At 71.7% G+C, this 19727-nt stretch carries 17 protein-coding genes; 12 read left to right on the top strand and 5 right to left on the bottom strand.

Going from position 1 to position 19727, the window contains the following annotated elements:
• Positions 1-2 precede the first annotated feature (2 nt).
• The 3 genes from mftE to mftG are packed head-to-tail and all read left to right on the top strand — an operon-like array spanning position 3 to position 3393.
• Complete coding sequence (mftE, locus tag ABZX10_RS12505) at positions 3-722, top strand: mycofactocin biosynthesis peptidyl-dipeptidase MftE (protein ID WP_355539613.1); 720 nt, start codon at positions 3-5, stop codon at positions 720-722.
• Positions 719-2131, top strand: a complete 1413-nt coding sequence (gene mftF, locus ABZX10_RS12500; protein WP_355539611.1) for a mycofactocin biosynthesis glycosyltransferase MftF — start codon at positions 719-721, stop codon at positions 2129-2131. Before mftE ends, mftF begins: the two co-directional genes overlap by 4 nt.
• Positions 2128-3393, top strand: coding sequence for a mycofactocin system GMC family oxidoreductase MftG (gene mftG, locus ABZX10_RS12495; RefSeq protein ID WP_355539608.1), 1266 nt, complete (start codon positions 2128-2130; stop codon positions 3391-3393). The genes mftF and mftG overlap by 4 nt, the downstream gene beginning before the upstream one ends.
• 3 nt (positions 3394-3396) lie before the next feature.
• Here mftG and ABZX10_RS12490 read toward each other — a convergent pair whose 3' ends face one another.
• The gene (locus tag ABZX10_RS12490; protein WP_355539605.1) at positions 3397-4323 is read right to left on the bottom strand and encodes an alpha/beta hydrolase; all 927 of its coding nucleotides are present in this window, start codon (positions 4321-4323) and stop codon (positions 3397-3399) included.
• Positions 4324-4497: 174 nt separating this feature from the next.
• On the opposite strand from ABZX10_RS12490, the gene ABZX10_RS12485 reads away from it, so the two are divergent.
• The 9 genes from ABZX10_RS12485 to ABZX10_RS12445 all read left to right on the top strand — a co-directional run bounded on the left by ABZX10_RS12485 (position 4498) and on the right by ABZX10_RS12445 (position 16050).
• On the top strand, positions 4498-5958 hold the full coding sequence (locus ABZX10_RS12485) for an aldehyde dehydrogenase family protein (protein ID WP_355539602.1): 1461 nt from the start codon (positions 4498-4500) through the stop codon (positions 5956-5958).
• The gene (locus tag ABZX10_RS12480) at positions 5955-6833 is read left to right on the top strand and encodes an alpha/beta hydrolase (protein ID WP_355539599.1); all 879 of its coding nucleotides are present in this window, start codon (positions 5955-5957) and stop codon (positions 6831-6833) included. The genes ABZX10_RS12485 and ABZX10_RS12480 overlap by 4 nt, the downstream gene beginning before the upstream one ends.
• Positions 6826-7992 carry a CaiB/BaiF CoA-transferase family protein gene (locus ABZX10_RS12475; protein WP_355539596.1) on the top strand — a complete coding sequence of 389 codons (1167 nt, stop codon included), beginning with the start codon at positions 6826-6828 and terminating at the stop codon, positions 7990-7992. The genes ABZX10_RS12480 and ABZX10_RS12475 overlap by 8 nt, the downstream gene beginning before the upstream one ends.
• Positions 7993-8089: 97 nt before the next feature.
• Positions 8090-9655, top strand: a complete 1566-nt coding sequence (locus ABZX10_RS12470; protein ID WP_355539593.1) for an AMP-binding protein — start codon at positions 8090-8092, stop codon at positions 9653-9655.
• A gap of 2 nt (positions 9656-9657) precedes the next feature.
• On the top strand, positions 9658-12582 hold the full coding sequence (locus ABZX10_RS12465; RefSeq protein WP_355539590.1) for an AMP-binding protein: 2925 nt from the start codon (positions 9658-9660) through the stop codon (positions 12580-12582).
• 32 nt (positions 12583-12614) lie between these two features.
• A complete protein-coding gene (locus ABZX10_RS12460) occupies positions 12615-13712 on the top strand; it encodes a Zn-dependent alcohol dehydrogenase (protein WP_355539587.1) in 1098 nt (365 codons plus the stop codon).
• A gap of 13 nt (positions 13713-13725) precedes the next feature.
• Complete coding sequence (locus tag ABZX10_RS12455; protein WP_355539584.1) at positions 13726-14562, top strand: alpha/beta fold hydrolase; 837 nt, start codon at positions 13726-13728, stop codon at positions 14560-14562.
• Positions 14563-14593: 31 nt separating this feature from the next.
• Positions 14594-15382 carry an N-acyl homoserine lactonase family protein gene (locus ABZX10_RS12450; protein WP_355539581.1) on the top strand — a complete coding sequence of 263 codons (789 nt, stop codon included), beginning with the start codon at positions 14594-14596 and terminating at the stop codon, positions 15380-15382.
• A gap of 41 nt (positions 15383-15423) precedes the next feature.
• Positions 15424-16050, top strand: coding sequence for a TetR/AcrR family transcriptional regulator (locus tag ABZX10_RS12445; protein ID WP_355539578.1), 627 nt, complete (start codon positions 15424-15426; stop codon positions 16048-16050).
• Between the two features lie 50 nt (positions 16051-16100).
• Here ABZX10_RS12445 and ABZX10_RS12440 read toward each other — a convergent pair whose 3' ends face one another.
• The 4 genes from ABZX10_RS12440 to ABZX10_RS12425 form a co-directional block, all read right to left on the bottom strand.
• Positions 16101-17480 (bottom strand): MFS transporter, encoded by a 1380-nt coding sequence (locus ABZX10_RS12440; RefSeq protein ID WP_355539575.1) that lies wholly within the window; start codon positions 17478-17480, stop codon positions 16101-16103.
• 181 nt (positions 17481-17661) lie between these two features.
• On the bottom strand, positions 17662-18036 hold the full coding sequence (locus ABZX10_RS12435) for a DUF2255 family protein (RefSeq protein ID WP_355539572.1): 375 nt from the start codon (positions 18034-18036) through the stop codon (positions 17662-17664).
• Positions 18037-18045: 9 nt separating this feature from the next.
• A complete protein-coding gene (locus ABZX10_RS12430; protein ID WP_355539569.1) occupies positions 18046-18909 on the bottom strand; it encodes a helix-turn-helix transcriptional regulator in 864 nt (287 codons plus the stop codon).
• A gap of 110 nt (positions 18910-19019) precedes the next feature.
• The gene (locus ABZX10_RS12425) at positions 19020-19697 is read right to left on the bottom strand and encodes a nitroreductase (protein WP_355539566.1); all 678 of its coding nucleotides are present in this window, start codon (positions 19695-19697) and stop codon (positions 19020-19022) included.
• Between the last annotated feature and the right edge of the window lie 30 nt (positions 19698-19727).

Here is a 19727-nt window from a genome sequence, read left to right as displayed (position 1 = left end):
CGGTGACGCCCGAGCTCGCCGCGCTGACCTGGCCGGACGTCCCCCCGGCCGGGTCGGTGCTCGTGGTCCCGATCGGCTCCGTTGAACAGCACGGGCCGCACCTGCCGCTCGACACCGACACCCGGGTCGCCGCGGTCATCGCGCGGCGCGCCGTCGAGCAGTTGGCCACCGGCGCCGGGCCCGACGGTGCCGTGGTCCTCGCGCCCGCGCTCGCGTACGGCGCCTCCGGCGAGCACGAGGCGTTCCCGGGCACCGTCTCGATCGGCACGGCGGCACTGGAACTCGTGCTGGTGGAGCTGGGGCGCAGCGCATCCCGGTGGGCGGCCCGCATCGTCTTCGTCAACGGGCACGGTGGGAACCTCGACGCGCTCCGCAGCGCGGTCACGCTCCTGCATCACGAGGACCGCGACGCCGCCTGGTTCCCGTGCGTCTTCCCCGGCGGCGACGCCCACGCGGGGGAGACCGAGACCTCCGTCCTGCTCGCCCACGCCCCGGAGACGGTGCACGCGGACCGGATCGAGCCGGGGGAGACCGCGCCGATCGCCGCGCTCATCGACCGGCTGCGCGCCGAAGGCGTCGCCGGGGTCGCGCCCAACGGCATCCTGGGCGACCCGACCGCGGCCACCGCCGCCCGCGGCGCGGCGCTGCTCGACGGTGCGGTCGACCGCCTCGTCGGCGCACTCGGGCGGTGGACCGTCGGCGACGACGGGCGGCTGCGGTGACCGGCCCCGAATCCTCGCGCCTGCCGGATGGTTTCGCTGTTCGGCTCGACCCGGGCTGTCTGCGCCCCGGCCCGCGGCACCTGCTCGGCGGCTCGCCGATGCGGCTGCTGACCCTGTCTCCCGCCGCCGTTGCCCTGGTCGACGAGGCCGGGACGGTGACCGTCCGTGACGCCGCGACAGCGGGTCTCGCTCGGCGCCTGCTCGATACGGGGCTCGCGACGCCGGTCGCCCTGGCCGCGAAGGAGACCCGCGAGATCACCGTCGTGGTCCCCGTCCGCGACGACCAGGCCGGCGTCGATCGCCTGCTCCGGGCACTACCCGCTCTGCCGGTCGTGGTCGTCGACGACGGCTCCGCGGAGCCGATCCGCGTGCCCGACGACCCCGCGGTGCGGCTGCTGCGTCTGCCGGAGAATCGCGGACCCGCGCACGCCCGCAACCGCGGCGCCGCGCTCGCGGCCACCGAGCTGGTCGCCTTCCTGGATGCCGACACCGTGCCCCTGCCGGGGTGGGCCGGCATACTCACGGCGCGGTTCGCGGACCCGACGGTGGCCGTCGCAGCGCCGCGCATCGTCGGCCTCGTGGACGCGCCGTGGACACGGCCCGTCGCGCGCTACGCGGGCCTGCACTCGAGCCTCGACATGGGGCCGCGGCCGGCCGCGGCGCGGCCGGGGAGCCCCGTCGCCTATGTGCCGTCGGCGGCGATGCTGGTCCGGCGCAAGGCTTTCGAGGCCGTCGGCGGCTTCGACGAGGCCCTCCGGGTCGCCGAGGACGTCGACCTCTGCTGGCGCCTCGCCGACGCGGGATGGACGGTGCGGTACGAGCCCGCGGCCCGCGTCGCGCACGACCATCGGACCACGGTGGCTGCGCTGCTGCGCCGTCGCCGCTTCTACGGCACCGGCGCCGCGGAACTGGCCCGCCGGCACGGCCCGCACGCCGCGCCGGTGGTCACCTCGGTCCCCACGGCCCTCGCGGCGGGAGGGCTCCTGTCCGGCACTCGGGTGGGACTCGCCGGGGCGGCCGCGATCCACGGCTGGACCTTCCTGCGGCGGCGCGACCGCCTGCGCGAGGTCCCCCGCACCGACGCGGTCGCGGCCCGGATCACCGTGCGCGCCGCCTGGTTCGGCCTCCAGCAGGGGTTCGCGGCCATGCTCCGGCACTACTGGCCCGCGACCGTCGCGGGGGCGCTCGTGTCGCGCCGGGTCCGGCGGCGCGTTCTGATCATCGCCGCGGTGGAACCGGCCCTGACGTGGGCGGCCGCGGTGCACCGCGAACCGTCGGCCCCCCACCCGGACCCCGTCACGTGGGCCGTGCTGCACCGCCTCGACGATCTCGCCTACGGATTCGGCGTCTGGCAGGGGGCCGCGGCGCGCGGCGGGCGCGGCGCGCTCCGCCCGAAGGTCACCCGGTGACCCCGGATGTCGTGGTCGTCGGGGCGGGAAGCGCCGGGCTGACCGTCGCGCACGCGCTCTGCCGCGACAGCGACGTCCTGCTGATCGAGACCGGTCCGCTCACGGCGCCGTCCCGCGCGACGCGGAGCCTCACCGGCCTGCCCATCGGTGCCGGCGCCGACCGCGTCCGGCGGTACGCGGAGGCCCGGGGCCGGGATGTCGTGCGCGGCAACGGACTGGGCGGATCGGCTGCCGTCAACGGCGGTTACTTCCTGCGCGGGCACCAGGAGGACTACGCCGGGTGGCCATGGCCCACCGATCGGATCGCAGCGGCCTTCGAGACCCTCGACGGCGGGGCCGCCGGCGGTGGCACGATGCGGGTCACCGCGTTCGCCGACGGGGAACTGGGCGACGTCGCGCGCCGGTTCGAGGCGTACTGGCGCGCGCGGGGACCCGTCGCTCCTCGCGGCAGCGCCTGGCCGGCGGTCGGGCTCAACCGCGTCCGCTCCAATCGGGTCGGCGAGGCGCGCTGGACAGCGGCCGACGCGTCCGCGTCCGACGGCGGGCCCCGGCTGCTCCGTGCCACCGTGACCGGTTTGATCGAGGAACGAGGGTCGGTCATCGGTGTGCAGACGAACGTCGGCCGGGTCGACGCACCTGAAACGGTCCTCGCGGCCGGCACGCTCGGAACCGGGCTGCTCCTGGCGCCGGTGCTCGGGCCGCTCGTCACCCACGAGCACCCGGAGCGGATCGTGCGCTTCGCCCCATGCGTCCCGGTCCCGGCGGTGCCGTTGCTGCAGAGCGTGGTGCACACCGACGCCGGCCTGGAACTGCGGTGCTACGGCGACGATTTCGCCTCCTACATCCCGGGCCTGCCGCGGAGCGGGGTACCCGTCGGGATCGCCGACATGACGCGGCCGACCCGCGGCACGATCAGCTTGCGCCGCGGGTCGGCAGTCATCGATCTCGGCGAGCCCGACAAGGACTCCACTGCACGGCTCGCGCGCGCTGTGGACGAGGTCGTCGCCATGCTCGGCTCGCCGGAGTTCGCGGACGTCGTGGTGCCCGGCTCGATCGCCGTCGACCCGGTGACGGGTATGTCCTCGCACGCCTGGGGCACGCTGCCCCTCGGGGAGCGCACCGACGCCGGCGGCCGCATCGACGGCCTCGACGGGGTGCGCGTCGTCGACGGCTCGGTGCTCCCCGCTGGGCTGCGGAGCGGGCCGCACGCGAGCGTGCTCGTCGCGGCGGCCCTCATCGCGGAGACGATGCTCCGCGACTGACTCCTACAGGTTCGCGGCGAAGAACGGGATGACGCGGTCGAGGGCGATCTTGACCGGCTCCGGCTGGTCGTACAGGTCGTAGTGCGAGAAGCCCTCGGCCACCACGAGTTCCTTCTTCGTGGACGCCGCGCGGCGGTACACCTCGAGCCCGTCGCGGTACGCACCGAAGGCGCCCGGCTTGTCGCCGATCACGACGATGAGCGGCTGCGTGAGCAGCTTCTCGACGTTCAGGAAGGCGTCCCAGCCGTAGCCGGAGGCGCGCCGCGAGACGAGCGAGCAGGTGGTGCCGCCGGGGGCCTGGCCGCGGTCGGTCTTGTAGTACTCGGTGGCCTCCTCGACGTCGATGTTCGCCCCCTTGGCGTCCTCGACGGTGGGCGGCAGCAGGTTCTGCACCTCGGCCTCCGCGCCCAGCACCTCGGCGGACCGCTGGGCGGAGATCGCCTCCAGAGTGGCTACCGGGTCGTACGCCGAGAAGGCCTCGTTCAGCAGGTTGCCGAAGTTGACGCCCGTGATCGACGCGACGGCCTTGATCCGGCGCTCGGTCTTCGCCGCGGCGATGGAGTAGCCACCGCCACCGCACACGCCGATGACGCCGATGCGGTCGGCGTCCACATAGGGAACGGTGAGGAGGAAGTCGACCACGTGGCTGAAGTCCGCCACGCGCTGCCACGGGTCCTCGGTGAACCGCGGCTCGCCGCCGGACTCGCCCTGGTAGCTCGCGTCGAAGGCGATCACGACGTAGCCGGCCTCGGCGAGCGCCTTGCCGTAGATGTTGCCCGCGGTCTGCTCCTTGCAGGAGCCGATCGGGTGCGCGGCGATGATCGCGGGGTACTTCTTCGACGCGTCGAAGTCCGGCGGGAACTGGATGTTCGCCGCGATGTCCCAGTACGGGGTCTTGACGGCGACCGTCTCGATGTTCGGTGCGGTCATGGTTGAACTCCTTCGATTCGGTGTGTCTTCGACATTCGTCCCGGTCCGACGGCGGTGCCAGAGTCCCCTGAGGGAGGGGACCCCGGGAACCTCCCTGCCGCGATCAAATTCTAACTACCGATAGAAAATATATGTTAACTTCGGGAGAGATCGTCCGGCGGAAGGGTGAACCCAGTGGTCATCGAAGGAATCGGCGTCCAACACGTCGACGACGTGTTCATCGGCGGCGCCTGGCGCCCCGCGACGGGGGAGCGGCGCACCGTCCTCGCCCCGGCGACCGGCGCGGTTGTGGGAGAGGTGACGGACCCGTCGCCCGCTGACGCGGCGGAGGCCGTGGCGGCGGCGGACGCGGCGCGCGGCGCCTGGGCGGATACGCCGCTCGCCGAGCGGATCGCGGTCTGCGGTCGGTGGCTGGACGACCTCGATGCGCGTGCCGGGGATCTCGACGTCGTCTGGGCGATCGAGGCGGGCATGCCCGTGCGCCACGGGAAGGGCCTGTACCGGTTCGCCACCGTACCGGCGTGGAAGTCCGTGCTCGACGGTGCGCCGGCCGTCCTCGCGGAGGTCCGGCGCGGCTCGGAGCTCGGCGAGGTCGTCCTCACGCGGGAACCCGTGGGCGTCGTCGTCGGCATCCTGCCGTACAACGGGCCGATCGTCACCGTCGCGTCGAAGATCGTCCCCGCCCTGATCGCGGGCTGTCCGGTGGTGATCAAGGCCGCACCCGAGTCGCACCTCACCATGGCGATCGCCGCCGAGGCGGCGCGCACCGCGGGCTTCCCCGCCGGCGTCGTGAGCGTCCTCGCCGGCGGCGTCGACGTGGGCCGCGCGCTCACCCGCGATCCGCGGGTCGACATGGTGTCGCTGACCGGCGGCCACGTCGCCGCGCAGGACGTCCTCGCCGCCACGCACGGCCGGTACGCCCGCACCCAACTCGAGCTGGGCGGCAAATCCGCGGCGATCATCCTCGACGACGCGCCGCTGGACAAGGTGCTCCGGCAGCTCGTCCCCGGTGCGACGGGCGGCGCCGGCCAGGTATGCGCCCTCCTCTCCCGCGTCCTCGTCTCGGACGCGAGGTACGACGAGGTGGTCGAGGCGCTCAAGCCCGCCTGGGAGCGCCTCCGCATCGGCGACCCCCTCGACACGGCGACGCACGTCGGCCCTCTCATCAACGCCGCAGCCGTCGACAGGACACGGGGCTTCGTGCAGCGCGCACTCGCCGACGGTGCGCGGCTCGTCGCCGGCGGTGGCGTCCCGCAGAATCTGCCGGAGGAGCTGCGCGGCGGGTCCTTCCACGAGCCGACCCTCTTCGCGGACGTCGCGCCGGACTCGGACCTCGCGCAGCACGAGGTCTTCGGGCCGGTCACCGCGGTGATCCGGTACGCCGACGTCGATGACGCCGTGCGCATCGCCAACGGCACCGACCTCGGCCTGTCCGGCTCCGTCTTCGCCGCCGACACCGAGACGGGCATCGCCGTGGCCCGGCGCATCCGGTCGGGATCGGTGGGCGTCAACGCCTTCGGCCCCGCGATGAGCGCCCCTTTCGGCGGGCGCAAGGCCTCCGGCTGGGGCCGCGAGGCGGGACCCGAGGGGATCCTCGGATTCACCGAGGGCAAGCAGATCCTGGTGGGCGGATGAACGCCCACGGCCTGGCGCGCGCGGGCCTCGCGGCGTGGGTGGAGACCATGGTGCGCGCCAACGCGGCGCTCTACGGGCCGTTGCTCGGCACTCCGTCCGTGCGCAGCGAGTCCGTCGGCGAAGGACCGGCGGTGCTGCTCCTCAACGGCTTCGGCGCGAGCGGTGCGGTCTGGCCCCACGACGTGGCCGAGGGCGGGCGCACCGTCGTGCGGGTGGACGCGCGGGGCACGGGCGGATTCCGTGGCCTCACCTCGGCGTTCACGATCGCCGACCTCGCGGACGATGCCCGCGCCGTGCTGCTCGAGCGGGGCATCACCAGCGCGACCGTCGTCGGCTGGTCGATGGGCGGCATGGTGGCCCAGGAACTCGCGCTGCGGCATCCCGAGGCGGTCGACGCCCTGGTGCTGATCGGCACCGTCCCGCCGGCTCCCGCCATGGATCTGCCCGTGCTGCCGACCCTGTACAAGCTCGGCGGACTGTTCACGGGGATCCTCACCGGCGGCTTCGGGGCCGCGCTGGCGGATCTCGGCGGCCCCGGTGCGCGCCACGAGCGCCCGGAGCGGATGCGCGAGCTCGCCGTGGCCCTGCGCGGCAGTCGTCTCGCCTGGTGGGCGCCCACGCTGCAGGCCTTCGCCGGCGGCTCGTGGCGCGGTCCCGAGCGGCTCGCGCGGATCACCGTACCCACCACGATCCTGCACGGCGCGGACGACCCGATCATCCCGGCGGTCAACGCCGTCCGGCTCGGCGAGCTCATCGAGGGTGCCCGGGTCGAGGTGCTCGACGGGGTCGGGCACCTGCTTCCCTTCGAGGCGGCCGAACGCTTCCTCGCCGTCCTCGGGGACGCGGCGGACCGGGCGGGGGCCGAGCGTGGCTAGCGGTCCGCTGCGCGGGGTGAAGGTCGTCGAGCTGGCGGGGCTCGGACCGGGACCGTGGGCGTGCATGGTCCTGTCCGACATGGGCGCCGAGGTGCTCCGCGTCGATCGGCCGTCGTCGGTGGGCGTGCTGCGCACCGATCTCGGCGCCGCGGGCGGCCGGCAGCCGGCGTTCGTCAACGACCGGGGTAGGCGCAGCGTCGCCATCGATCTCAAGCGCCCGGAGGGTGCGGCCGCGGTGCTCGACCTGGTTGCACGCGCGGACGTGCTGATCGAGGGCAACCGGCCCGGCGTCGCCGAGCGGCTCGGCGTGGGGCCGGACGTGTGCCTCGCCCGCAATCCGCGGCTGGTGTACGGCCGCGCGACAGGATGGGGGCAGGACGGACCGCTGGCGCAGCAGGCGGGTCACGACCTGAACTACCTCGCCGCGTCGGGCCTGCTGTCCGCGATCGGCCGTCCGGGCGAGCCTCCGACGATCCCGCTCAACATCCTCGGCGACTACGCGGGCGGCGGCGCGCTCCTCGCCTTCGGTGTGGCCGCAGCGCTCTTCGAGGCCCGGGGCAGTGGTCGTGGCCAGGTAGTCGATTCGGCCATGCTGGACGGGATCTCGCTCCTCGGTGGTGTCTTCTTCGGCCAGGTGCAGGCGGGCATGCACCGGCCGGAGCGGGGGACGAACATGCTCGACGGCGGTGCGCCCTTCTACGCGGTGTACGAGACCTCCGACGGCGGCTACATGGCCGTCGGGGCGCTGGAGGCGGCCTTCTTCGCCGAACTGCTCGCGGTGCTCGAGCTCGATCCCGAGCTGGCGGCCCGGCAGTGGGATCGGGACGAGTGGCCGGGGCTGCGCAAGCTCCTCGACGACGCCTTCGCCCGGTTCCCGCGGGCTGAGTGGGAGCGACGCTTCGCCGGTCGTGAGGCCTGCGTGAGCCCGGTCCTCGGCATCGAGGAGGCGATCGCCGCCCCGCACGCCGCGGCCCGCGCCGCCTTCGTCGAGGTCGACGGCGTGCTCCAGCCGGCACCGGCGCCGCGGTTCAGTCGCACGCCGGGGAGTGTCCAGGGGCCCGCGGTTCCCGCCGGCGCGAACACCGACGAGGCCCTGCTGAGCTGGGGTTTCGACAGCGTTGAGCTCGATCGGCTGCGACGTGTCGGAGCGATTGTGTGAGGTGTGTCACACGATGGCCGATTCGCGTGTAATCTAACTTCCATTAGAGAAATCTAATGAGAGTTAGAACCTGATCGAGAGGGCTGAAACAATGGGGATGAGCATCACCTACGTCACCGACGCGGTGGCCGGCCAGATGCCGGTGGTGGATCCGGACTCCACGGCGATCGCGCTGGGCGCCGACGAATCGATCACGTGGGCCGAGCTGCGTGCACTCGAACTGCGGTACGCCCGGGCGTTGCAGCGTGCAGGGGTGCAGAAGGGTGACCGCGTCGGCGTCCTGCTCCGCAACTCGATCGAGTACATCGCGCTGTACCTCGCGATCGGGCGCGCGGGAGGGATCAGCGTGCGCCTGAACTGGCGACTCACGGCGCCGGAGCTGCAGTTCGCGCTGAGCGATTCCGGTGCCACCGTGCTCGTTTTCGACGCGGAGTTCGGCGGCGCGATCGAGCCGATCCGCGACGAGATCGACGTCCGCACCTTCGTGGCGCGCGAGTCCGGTGCCGCGGCGCCGGAGTGGGCGCAGACCCTGACCGCCTTCACCGCCGACCTCGGCGCCGCGGCCGCGGACGCCTCCGGGTACCCCGTGATGAGCTTCGACGATCCCCTGTCCCTCATGTACTCGTCGGGCACCACCGGCCGCCCCAAGGGCGCGCTGTTCTCGCACGGCAACGCGATGTGGATCGGCGCGATCCAGGCCATGCGGTGGGGCATCAACGACAGGACCGTGGCGCAGACCTCCGGCCCGCTGTTCCACGCAGGCGGCTTCGAGGTTCTGCTGCTGCCGACCCTGCTCGCGCACGGCACCGTCGTCACCTTCCCGTCCGGCGGGTTCACGCTCGAGAACTTCCTGCAGGTGGCGCGCGACCGGAACACGACCGTCATGCTCCTCTACCCGTTCATGCTGTTCGACCTCCTGCGCATGGACGACGTCCGCGGCCTGGTGCCGCAGTCGCTGCAGCGCATCGTCACGGGCGGCGACATCGTGATGCCCTGGGTGTACGACGCGCTCGAGGCGAACCTGCCCGGCGTGCAGCTCACGCAGTCCTACAGCCTCACCGAGGGCGGGGCCGTGTCCAGCAGCCTCGAGTTCGACGTGGCCCGCGGGCACGAGAGCAGCATCGGCCGGCCGCAGGCGATGACCGAGATCAAGGTCATCCGCGCCGACGGCCAGCTCACCGACGTCGACGAGGTCGGCGAGATCTGCGTGCGTTCGGGGGGCGTCTCGATCGGCTATTGGAACCGGCCCGAGGCCTCCGAGGCCACCTTCCAGGACGGTTGGTGCCACTCCGGCGACCTGGGCCGCATCGATGCCGACGGCTTCCTCACCATCGCGGGGCGTGCTAAGGACATGTACCGCAGCGGCGGCGAGAACGTCTACCCCGCGGAGGTCGAGATGGTGATCACCAGTCACGACGACATCGCCGATGCCGCGGTCATCGGCGTGCCCGACGACAAGTACGTCGAGGTGGGCGCGGCGGTGATCGTGGCCGCCGAGGGGCGGGTCGTCGACGTCGACGCGCTGCGGGGCTGGTTGATCGGGCAGCTCGCCAAGTACAAGGTCCCGGTGCACTACCACGTCGTCGAGGCGCTGCCGCGCAACGTCGGCGGCAAGGTGCTCAAGAACGAACTCCGCGAGATCTACGGCACGGTGCGGGGCTGACGATGGGCATCAGGGACGCGATCGGCGACGCCTTCGCCGCGGTGGGCAGGGTGGAGGCCTTCGCCAAGAACGCCTCCGAGTACGCCCGGTTCGGCGGGCTCGAGGTCGACGAGAAGCGGTCTCCGTTCTCGGTCGAGTACACCGGGCCCGCGCTGTCGCTGCGCCGGTACTTCCCGGACGAGTTGCCCGGCACCGATCAGCCATCGCTCCTGCTGGTGCCGCCGCTGATGATGATGTCCGACGTGTACGACGTCGCGCCGAAGTCCAGCTCCGTCAAGGCCGTTCACGACCTCGGCGTCGACGTCTGGGTCGCCGACTTCGGCCGGCCCGAGGAGGTGGAGGGCGGCCTCGATCGCGGGATCGCCGACCACGTGCTCGCGGTGAGCGATGCCGTCGAGCAGATCCGGGCCGCCACGGGCCGGGACGTCGTGCTCGGCGGCTACTCGCAGGGCGGCATGTTCTGCTACCAGGCCGCCGCCTACCGGCGCGGCGACGGGATCGACTCGGTGATCGCCTTCGGTTCGCCGGTGGAGTTCGCGTCCATGCCGATTCCGATGTCCGTCGAGACCTTCACCTCGATCGCCCGGGGGCTGCTCGACACCGGCCTCGTCGACAAGGTCGCGCTGCCCAGCTGGTTCAACCGCTCGGCCACGCGGATGCTGGAGCCGATCCGCAGCGTCCAGTTCGAGCTGGCCTACATCAAGCAACTGCATGATCGCGATAAGCTCGAACCCGGTGAGCAGCAGCGCAAGTTCCTCGCTCACGACGGGTGGACCTCGTACTCCGGCCCCGCGCTGCGCGACCTGCTGGAGAACGTCATCGTCACCAACCGGATGCTCGAGGGCGGCCTGGTGATCGGCGACCGGCCGGTCTCGCTGGCCGACCTCGAGATGCCGCTGCTGATCGTCATCGGCGACATCGACAAGGAGGGGCACCCCCGGTCCGTCCGGCCGATCCTCCAGGCGGCGCCGCGCGCCGACATCCATCAGTTGGACCTGCACACCGGGCACTTCGGGATCGTCGCCGGCGGCGGTGCACGGCGGAACACGTGGCCGCGCGTGGCGGACTGGATCGCCTGGCGCGCGGGGCGGGCCGAGCTGCCCGAGCAGATCGTGCCCGCTCGCGAACAGACCACCATCGCGGGGTGGCGCCCGGGCGAGATCGCCAGCCGGGTCACCGCCACCACCGATATCGGTGTGGAAGTGGTGAAGACGGTGTGGGGCGCCGCCACGGAGGCGGGTGACCTCGCCTTCTCCCTGCTCCGCGACCGGGTCTCCGGCGTGCCGCTCATCAACCGGATCGAGGCGCTCCGGCCCGACACCGCGGTGTCGCTGGGCCTGCTGCTCGACGAGGCGGCGAACCGCGCGCCGAGCGCACCCGCGCTCCTGTTCGAGGACCGGGTGCTGCGCCGCGAGGAGGTCAAGCACCGCATCGACAGCATCGTCAAGGGCCTGATCACCCTCGGCGTCCGCCCCGGCGACCGGGTCGGCGTGCTGATGGACACCCGGCCCACCGCGTTGTGCACCGTCGCAGCCATCAGCCGCCTCGGCGCCGCAGCCGTCCTGCTGCGGCCGGACGGTGACCTGCACCAGGAGCTGCAGCTGAGCGAGGCCTCCGTGGTCATCGCCGACCCGCAGCGCATCCCGCAGGTCCGCCCGGCGGACGAGGTCGTCTGGGCCGTCCTCGGATCCGAGGGCGAGGGCGGGCGCGTCGTTCCCGCGTACGCCACGGACCTCGAGCGGGTGGACCCGGCCAGGGTCGCCGACCCCGCCTGGTACCACGCGAATCCGACCCGGGCCACCGACCTGGCCTTCGTGCTCTTCACCGGCCGCGGTGCCGGCGTGCGCGTCCTGGAGATCACCAACCGGCGGTGGGCCCTGTCCGCCCTCGGCACGGCCAGCGCGGCGGGCCTGGGGCCCGGCGACACGGTGTACTCGGTGACGCCGCTGCACCACTCGTCGGCGCTGCTGATGGCGGTCGCGAGCGCGGTCGCGTCGGGCGCGCGGCTCGCGCTGGCCGCCGCGCCGGACGTCGACGTCTTCTGGCAGGAGGTGCGCCGCTACGGTGCGACGCACGTCAGCTACAACTGGTCCTCGCTGCGCGAGATCGCGGTGGCGCCGACGCGCCCGGAGGAGGCGCACAGCTCGATCCGCATGTTCATGGGCTCCGGCATGCCGCCGAACCTGTGGCGCCGCGTCGCCGAGCGGTTCGCGCCGGCACGCGTTCTCGAGTTCTACGGCAGCGCACAGGCCGAGGCGATCCTGGCGAACGTCTCGGGCGAGCGCGTCGGCTCGGTCGGGCGCCCCGTGCCGGGTACCGCGCGGGTGAAGGTGGCGGCGTTCGATCCGGCGACGGGCCGGCTCGCGTTCGAGCAGGACGGATTCGCGCGGGAGTGCGATCCCGGCGAGCCGGGCCTGCTCCTGGCGCGCTGCGAGGCCTCGCCGGGCACGCCGAACGTGCTGCGCTCGGTGTTCGCAGCGGAGGACGCGTGGCAGTCCACCGGCGACGTCTTCGTCAAGAGCGCCGACGGTGACTACTGGTACGTCGAGTCCGTCGACCGGCTGCTGGCCGCCCCCCGCGGGTACATCGCGCCGCGCCGGATCGCGCAGACGCTGCAGCGGATCTCGAACGTGGATCTGGCCACCGTCTTCCTGACGGAGGGGCCCACGGGATCGACTGCGGTCGTCGCCGCGGTCACCGTCCAGCCCGGGTCGGACCTCAGCGGGTGGGCACTGTCGTCCGCGCTGCGGCGGCTGCCCGCCGACCAGCGCCCCGACTTCGTCCGCGTCGTCGCGGACGTCCCGGTGGCGCAGTGGTCCCGGCCCGTGTGGGACGACGTGATCGCGCGGGGGCTGGGAAGCGCCGCTGACGGTCCGCTCTTCGCTCGCGGCGAGGACGGCGAGACGTATACCGCCGCAGAGGTTTAACCGCTAGATATGATGAAGATTCGGAGATCGACGTGAAGACCCAGGCAGCATTGTTCGACGGCCCCGGAAAGCCCCTGCGGCTCGCCGAGATCGACCTGGCCGAGCCCGGCCCGGGCGAGGTTCTGGTGGAGGTGAAGGCCACGGGCGTCTGCCATTCGGACGTCGGCGTCTTCACCGGCAAGCTCCCCGCCCCGACGCCGCTCGTGCTCGGGCACGAAGGAGCCGGCATCGTCAGCGCCGTCGGTCCGGGGGTCGAGTCCCTGTCGGTCGGCGATCACGTCGTCCTCACCTGGCTCGCGAGCTGTGGCTCGTGCTTCTTCTGCCGCCGCGGCGACCACCACCTGTGCGGCCGTCCGCGCACCATGCTCGGCGCGCACACCATGCCCGACGGCTCGACGCGGATGAGCATCGACGGCGAGCCGCTCCGGCAGTTCTGCGGGCTCGGCACGTTCGCCCAGCACACCGTCGTTCCCGAGGGCGCTGCGGTGAAGATCCCCGACGAGGTGCCACTGACCTCGGCGGCGCTGCTCGGCTGCGGCGTGCTCACCGGATTCGGCGCCTCCGTGAAGACGGGCGGTGTGCGCGTGGGCGACTCGGTCGCGGTCATCGGTTGCGGCGGCGTCGGCCTCAACGCCGTGCAGGGCGCGCGCGTGGCCGGCGCCACCACGATCGTCGCGATCGACATGCACGACGAGCGGCTCGAACTGGCGCGCAAGCTCGGCGCCACCGACACCGTCAAGGCGGGCCCGGACGTGGTCAAGCAGGTCCGGGCGCTCACCAGCAAGCGCGGCGTGGACGTCGCGGTCGAGGTGGTCGGCCGGCAGGAGACCGTGAACCAGGCGGTCGCCATGATCCGGCGCGGCGGCGACGCCGTCCTGGTCGGTGCGGGCCCCGGCGTGGGCGTCGACGACGTGCTCAACAACGTGGTGATGGCGGGCAAGAACATCCACGGCTGCCTCTACGGTTCCGCGCGGGTGAAGGACGACATCCCGATGCTGGTGGACCTCTACCGCAGCGGATCGCTGCTGATCGACCAGCTGGTGACCGAGACCTTCCCGTTCACCGAGATCAACGCTGCCGTGGACTACTGCTCGGGCGAGCAGGGCGCCCGCGCGGTGGTCGAATCCTAGAAGGAGACAACCGATGACCGAGACCGGTACTCAGCACGAGGCGGGCGCGCCCGTCGACAAGACGGTGACGGCGCGCGGCCTGACCCTGTACACCCGGCGCCGCCCCGGCAGCGCCGAGCCGCCGCTGCTGCTCATCCACGGACTGGGCGGGTCGATGGACTCGTGGCAGCCGCTGCTCGAGCACCTCCCGGACCGGGAGGTCATCATGATCGACACGCCGGGCATGGGCCGCTCGGAGTTGCCCGGGCGCCCGCTGCCGATGCACGGCCTCGCCGACGTACTCGCCGCCGCGCTCACCGAACTCGGCGTCGACCGGGTCGACGTGCTCGGCTACTCCCACGGCGGCGCCGTCGCCCAGGAGTTCGTGCACCGGCACGGCCGGCGGGTACGGCGCCTGGTCCTGACGGCCACCGTCGCCGGGGTGCCGTGGCTGCCTCCGCGCCCGCGGTCCGCGCTCGCTCTCGCGGGTACCCGCCGGTACCGGGACAAGGCCGCTGCGGCGCACGACATCCCGCTGCTGGCCGGCGGTCGCACGGCCCGCGACCCCGAGGTGCTGGCGAGCGTCCTCGCCGACCGCGAGGCGAATCCGCCCAGCAAGACGGGCTACCGCTACCTGCAGGCCGCAATTCTGGGTTGGTCCAGCCACCCGTGGCTGCACACGCTGCGCTGTCGCACCCTGGTGCTGCAGGGCTCCGACGACCCCGTCGTGCGCACCCTCAACGGTCGCGTCCTGGCCGGCCGGATCCGCGGCGCCCGCCTCGAGGTGCTCGACGGTGCCGGTCACATGATGCTCTTCGACGAGCCGGAACGCCTCGGCCACCTGATCTCCGACTTCCTCACCGCCCCCTAGCAGTTCACCACCACCCTTGAAGGAGCCCGTCATGTCCGCCACCATCAAGCACCTCTGGGCGCTCGACGCACCCACCGTCACCATGGACAACGGGATCATGGGCCTTCTCAAGGGGGGTGAACAGATCACCTTCCCGTTGCCGGCCTTCCTCATCGAGCATCCCGAGCACGGCCTGCTGATCTTCGACACGGGGATCGGCGGCGCGGGGGACCCGGCCTCGGTCTACGGCCCCGCCGCGGAGCTGTACAAGATCGACTTCCCTGCGGAGTACGCGCTGGACCGCCAGCTCGCGGACCTCGGCTTCACGACGGCGGATGTCACGCGGGTGGTCCTGTCCCACGCGCACTTCGACCACACCGGTGGGCTGCACCACTTCGCCGGGGCCACCGGTTACATCGGTTCGGGCGAACTCCGCTATGCGCACACCCCCGACCAGCACGTGGCGATGCATTTCGATCCGCGTGATCTGGAGGCGGCCAAGCAGATCGATTGGCTGGAGATCCCGACGCACGGCGAGCACGATGTCTACGGTGACGGCAGCGTCGTCGTGCTCTCGCTCCCGGGCCACACCCCGGGCTCGCTCGCGCTCAAGGTCCGGATGCCGGATGACACCAACCTCGTGCTGACCGGAGACGTGGCCCACGACCACGACAATGTGACCTTCTGCGCGGGTATGCCCGCCGATGCGGACACCGTCGGTGCGATCGAGTCGCTCAAGTCGCTCAAGCTCCTGCGCAGCCAGCCGAACACGACCGTGTGGGTCAACCACGACCCGGAGGACTGGGCGAAGAACCGTCCGACCGGCCGGCAGGTCGTCTAGTTTTCTAACGTCTGTTCGGGGCTGTGACAAAATACCTGTCCATGACCACGTTCGATCTGCCGTCCGGGCAGCGACTGTCCAAGTCGGAGGACACCCGCCGCCGCATCGTGTTGGGTGCGGCGGCGGTGCTCGTCGAAAAGGGCTACGCGGCCACGCGGCTGTCGGACATCGCCGCCACGGTCGGCATGCAGGCCGGCAGCCTCTACTACCATTTCGACTCCAAGGACGATCTGGTCGAGGAGGTCCTGGGGTTCGGCGTGCGGTACGTACACGAGTACGTGCGCGCGGCGGTCGAGGACCTGCCGGACGGTCTCACCGCGGGGGAGCGGCTGTACGAAGCAGTCGCGGCGTTCCTCGACGCGCTGCTCGCGACCGGCGACCTCTCGCCGGCGCACCTGCGTACCTTCCATCAGGCGCCGCCGGACATGCAGGAGCGATTGCGACCCGGTCGGCGCGACTTCGGACACTATCTCGACGGCTTGATCTCCGCGGCGGTCGAGTCGGGCGACGTGCGCTCCGACATCGAAATCCCGGTGCTGCGCCTGTTCATCATCAACTCGCTCGAGCGTGTGATCGATTGGCCGGAGTCGCTTCGCGAGCGCGACGGCCGGTCGGCCGTCGACATGATGCGCACACTCATCTTCGACGGGGTCCGCGCTCCCCGCTGAACGACGAAGCGCCGCGCCGTTTCAGGGCGCGGCGCTTCGTCGTGCGGCTATCAGCCGGCCTCCACCCCGACCTTCGTCGGCGCGCTCGACGACAGAGGCGGCCGGCGACGCATCACCACGACGACGCCGATCGCGCAGCCGAGCGCCACGACGAGCAGGATGTTGATGTAGTTGTAGAGGCTCTGGGGCCCGATCTCCCGCACGATGAACCCGCTGATCAACGGCGCGGCGATAGCACCGGCACGGCCGAACCCCAGCATGGCCCCGTAGCCCTTCGCCCGGGCGAGCGGCGGATAGGCCAGCGGAACCAGGGCGCTGTAGGACGAGATGCCGCCGAAGATGCCCACGCCGAGGGCGACCGCGAAGAAGTACAACGCGAGCGACGGGCTGTGTCCGGGTCCGGGGAAGGCGTTCGCGAAGCCGACCATCGCGACCACGGCGATGACGCAGTAGACCCAGGTCAGGCGGACCGCGCTGACGACGAGCCCGATCAAGGAGAGGGATACCGCACCGACGAGGCAGCCGAGGCTCAGCCACAACCCGACGTCCTGACCGGTCTGGCGTGCGGCCGAGGTCGCCGCGGCGACGGCCTCCTTGGTCGCTGCGGGGTCGATCCCGTTGACGATGGCCGTCTTGACGAAGTCGGGTGTCAGCCCGGCGGCGAAGTTGAACACACCCGAAACCGTCATGTAGCCGACGCACAGGAGCAGGGTGGCGGCGATGAGACTCTTGCCCAGCAGCGCGGGGTTCTTCTCCTCCGCCGACGGATGTTCCGTGGCCTCGAACGTCTGCTCCTCAGCTTTGACGGACTCCGGGAGACCGACGAACGCCAGGACGAAGGCCGCGGCGGCGAGGCCCGCACCGGTGAGGAACAGAGCCTTCCAATTGGAACCGAAGGTGGACGTGATGACGTTGGTGCTGAGCGCGGCGAGGACGCTGCCGAGGGGGTAGCCGATCATCACCAGCCCGGTGGCGAGGTTGCGGTACTTCGGCGCTGCGCTCTCCTGCGCGGCGACGACGATCACGACGCTCACCATGCCGATGCCGGCACCCGTGATGAATCGGGCGCCCATCATGAGCTCGGCGTTCGGCGAGAGCGCCGACAGCACCAGGCCGATCAGGTTGACGACGATGCCCACCAGCGCGATCAGCCGACGTCCGTAGCGGTCGGCCAAGCGCGCCAACCCGATGGCGCCGACCGCCATGCCGACCAGCCCGAAACTCACGATCAGGCCCTTTTCGGAGGTCGTCGCGAAGTTGAGGGGATCGTTCGGATTCTTGGAGTGGGTCGGCAGGTTCGGCAGGACGAACGAAATGATCAGGAGGTCGAATCCGTCGACGAGGTTGAGGAACATGCAGAGGACGGCGACACCCAGTCCTCGCTTGCCGGTCGCGGCGCCGTTCGGTACGGCGGTCTGTGAGGTGGGCATGGCGATCCTTCGCAGTGTGACATATATTATGTTTCTAACTGCGATGAGAATAGCTCGACAGGTCGCACGGCGGAAGCGGTATGCGTACATCGTCCGGAACGACGAAGGCCCCGGCGATGCCGGCGGAACGTCCCCGTGTGAGGGCGATCGTGCCGGCGTCGCCGGGGCAGATGCTGGGTGCTTACGCGACGGGCTCGAGTCGCACGGTCGCCGACCGCGCGGGCTCGGTCACCATGGTGCGGGTCGCCGCGCCGCCGCGCGGGTACTTGCTCTCGAAGCCGGCGTCCACCTGCTGCTGGACGTCGTCGGTGGTGTCGGGGACCAGGGCCACGTCCGCTTCGACGCCGCCGGCCCGGACCCGGGCGACTCCCTTGATCTTGGCCCACTTGTACCAGCCACCGTCGACTCCGAACGCGGAGCGGAGGTACACGGCATCGCCGACGGGAACGGTCCAGATCGGCACCCAGCGACGAAGCGTGCCGTCCTTGCGGTAGCTGCTGATCTCGATCTCCTGGGCGTGGCCGAGGGCATCGGTGAGGGCTGACTCGAGGGGCATGGTGATCTCCTATCGGTTTTCGAGGACGACGGCGGGCCGATCGGCGACCAGCGAGGACAACAGTCGGAGGGCGTCGGCCGCGGGCGAGGCGGGCTCGGGTGCGAACGCGTAGAGGATCAGGCCGCCGGACCCGGCGATCTCGAGGGCCTCGAACGACAGTGCCATCTCGCCCACCGCCTCGTGCCGGAACTGCTTGCCGCCCCGCCGATGCGCCACCACGCGGTGCGCCGCCCACTTCGTGCGGAACTCGGCGCTGGCGGTCGAGAGCTCGCCCACGAGCGCCGTGAGCGCCCGCGCCTGCGGATCCGCGGCGGCGGCCGCACGCAGCATGGCGACGGCGTCGTCGGCCGCCGTGTTCCAGTCCGGGAAGGTCCGATCCGAATCCGGGTCCAGGAACAGGAACCGCGCTACGTTCGCCTGCCCGACGGTGCCGGCCACCGGCGCGTACAACGCGAGACCGAGCGTATTGCCGGCCACCAGGTCCAGGTTCGGGGCCAGGACCACCGCGGGGACCGTGACCATCGAGTCGAGCACGGCCTGGAGCGTTGGGCTGACCACGGCGCGGGTGCGCGCCGCCCGGCGTGAGGGCTTCGAAGCCGCGGCCCGAGTGAGGGTGAGGAAGTGCTCGGACTCCACGTCGTCGAGGCGCAGCGCGCGGATGATCGCGTGCAGGATCTCCTCGGAAACTCCTGCCACCCTGCCGCGCTCGATCTGGATGTAGTACTCGGCGGACAGGCCCGCGAGCATCGCGACCTCCTCGCGACGCAGGCCCGGTACCCGTCGGCGTCCGGTCGACGGTAGGCCCACCATGTCCGGCGTGATCCGTGCGCGCCGCGTGGTGAGGAAGTCCTTGATCTCCTGCGCGATCTCCATATCTGCAGGTTACGCATCACTCGGACGGTGAGACAGGTGCCGTCGGTACCCCCCGGATACGACGAGGGCCCCGCCGACGGCGGGGCCCTCGTCGCGTCCGGGCGCGATCGCTACCGATCGATCCAGGTGACGACCTCGTCGAGCTCCGCGCGCGCGGTGCGGTAGCTGTTGGCCGGGGCACCCTCGTCGGGGTACCCGAAGGAGATGCCGAGCAGCACCTTGCGATCCTCGGGGATGCCGAAGTGCTCACGGACCAGCTGCGAATGCCCGGCGATCGCGGCTTGCGGGATCGCTCCGAGCCCGAGGCTCCGCGCGGCCAACAGGAACGTGCCGACGTACAGGCCGGTGTCGACCGCGCCGTACAGGTCGTGCACCGAGTCGGTGGTCACGATCACGGCGTGGGGGGCGCCGAAGAGCCGGAAGTTCTGCGCGGCCTGCTTGGCCGATGCCGCCCGGTCGCCCTTGGCGACGCCGACGGCCTCGTAGAGCTGCCAGCCCGAAGCGCGGCGACGCTCGCGGTACACGCCGCGGTATTCGGCGGGCGGGTCGAAGTCGAACTTCGACTCGTGGGTGGCGGCCCACTCGGAGAGCGCGGTCCGGAACTTCTCGGTGCCCTCGCCGCTGGTGACGATGACCTGCCAGGGCTGGGTGTTGCACCACGACGCGGAGCGCTGCGCGAGCGTGAGCAGGCGTTCGATGGTCTCGTGCGGGACCTGCCGGTCCTGGTAGGCCCGGCAGCTCCAGCGGGAGCGGAGAAGGTCTTCGAGGACCTCGGTGGAATCGGTCATGGTGAACTCCTGTGAACGGTGTCGAGGTCG

Source organism: Tsukamurella sp. NPDC003166 (genome assembly GCF_040611135.1).
GTDB lineage: Bacteria > Actinomycetota > Actinomycetes > Mycobacteriales > Mycobacteriaceae > Tsukamurella.
Note: the sequence above shows the minus strand (reverse complement) of the source record. Positions and strands in the feature narration are given on the sequence as shown.

Bases quoted from the DNA above. Each gene is read 5' to 3' on its own strand.
- ABZX10_RS12435 (WP_355539572.1), bottom strand. From the start codon at position 18,036: ATGCCCCTCGAGTCAGCCCTCACCGATGCCCTCGGCCACGCCCAGGAG.
- ABZX10_RS12440 (WP_355539575.1), bottom strand. From the start codon at position 17,480: ATGCCCACCTCACAGACCGCCGTACCGAACGGCGCCGCGACCGGCAAG.
- ABZX10_RS12465 (WP_355539590.1), top strand. From the start codon at position 9,658: ATGGGCATCAGGGACGCGATCGGCGACGCCTTCGCCGCGGTGGGCAGG.
- ABZX10_RS12455 (WP_355539584.1), top strand. From the start codon at position 13,726: ATGACCGAGACCGGTACTCAGCACGAGGCGGGCGCGCCCGTCGACAAG.
- ABZX10_RS12425 (WP_355539566.1), bottom strand. From the start codon at position 19,697: ATGACCGATTCCACCGAGGTCCTCGAAGACCTTCTCCGCTCCCGCTGG.
- ABZX10_RS12490 (WP_355539605.1), bottom strand. From the start codon at position 4,323: ATGACCGCACCGAACATCGAGACGGTCGCCGTCAAGACCCCGTACTGG.
- ABZX10_RS12450 (WP_355539581.1), top strand. From the start codon at position 14,594: ATGTCCGCCACCATCAAGCACCTCTGGGCGCTCGACGCACCCACCGTC.
- ABZX10_RS12470 (WP_355539593.1), top strand. From the start codon at position 8,090: ATGAGCATCACCTACGTCACCGACGCGGTGGCCGGCCAGATGCCGGTG.
- ABZX10_RS12430 (WP_355539569.1), bottom strand. From the start codon at position 18,909: ATGGAGATCGCGCAGGAGATCAAGGACTTCCTCACCACGCGGCGCGCA.
- ABZX10_RS12480 (WP_355539599.1), top strand. From the start codon at position 5,955: ATGAACGCCCACGGCCTGGCGCGCGCGGGCCTCGCGGCGTGGGTGGAG.
- ABZX10_RS12445 (WP_355539578.1), top strand. From the start codon at position 15,424: ATGACCACGTTCGATCTGCCGTCCGGGCAGCGACTGTCCAAGTCGGAG.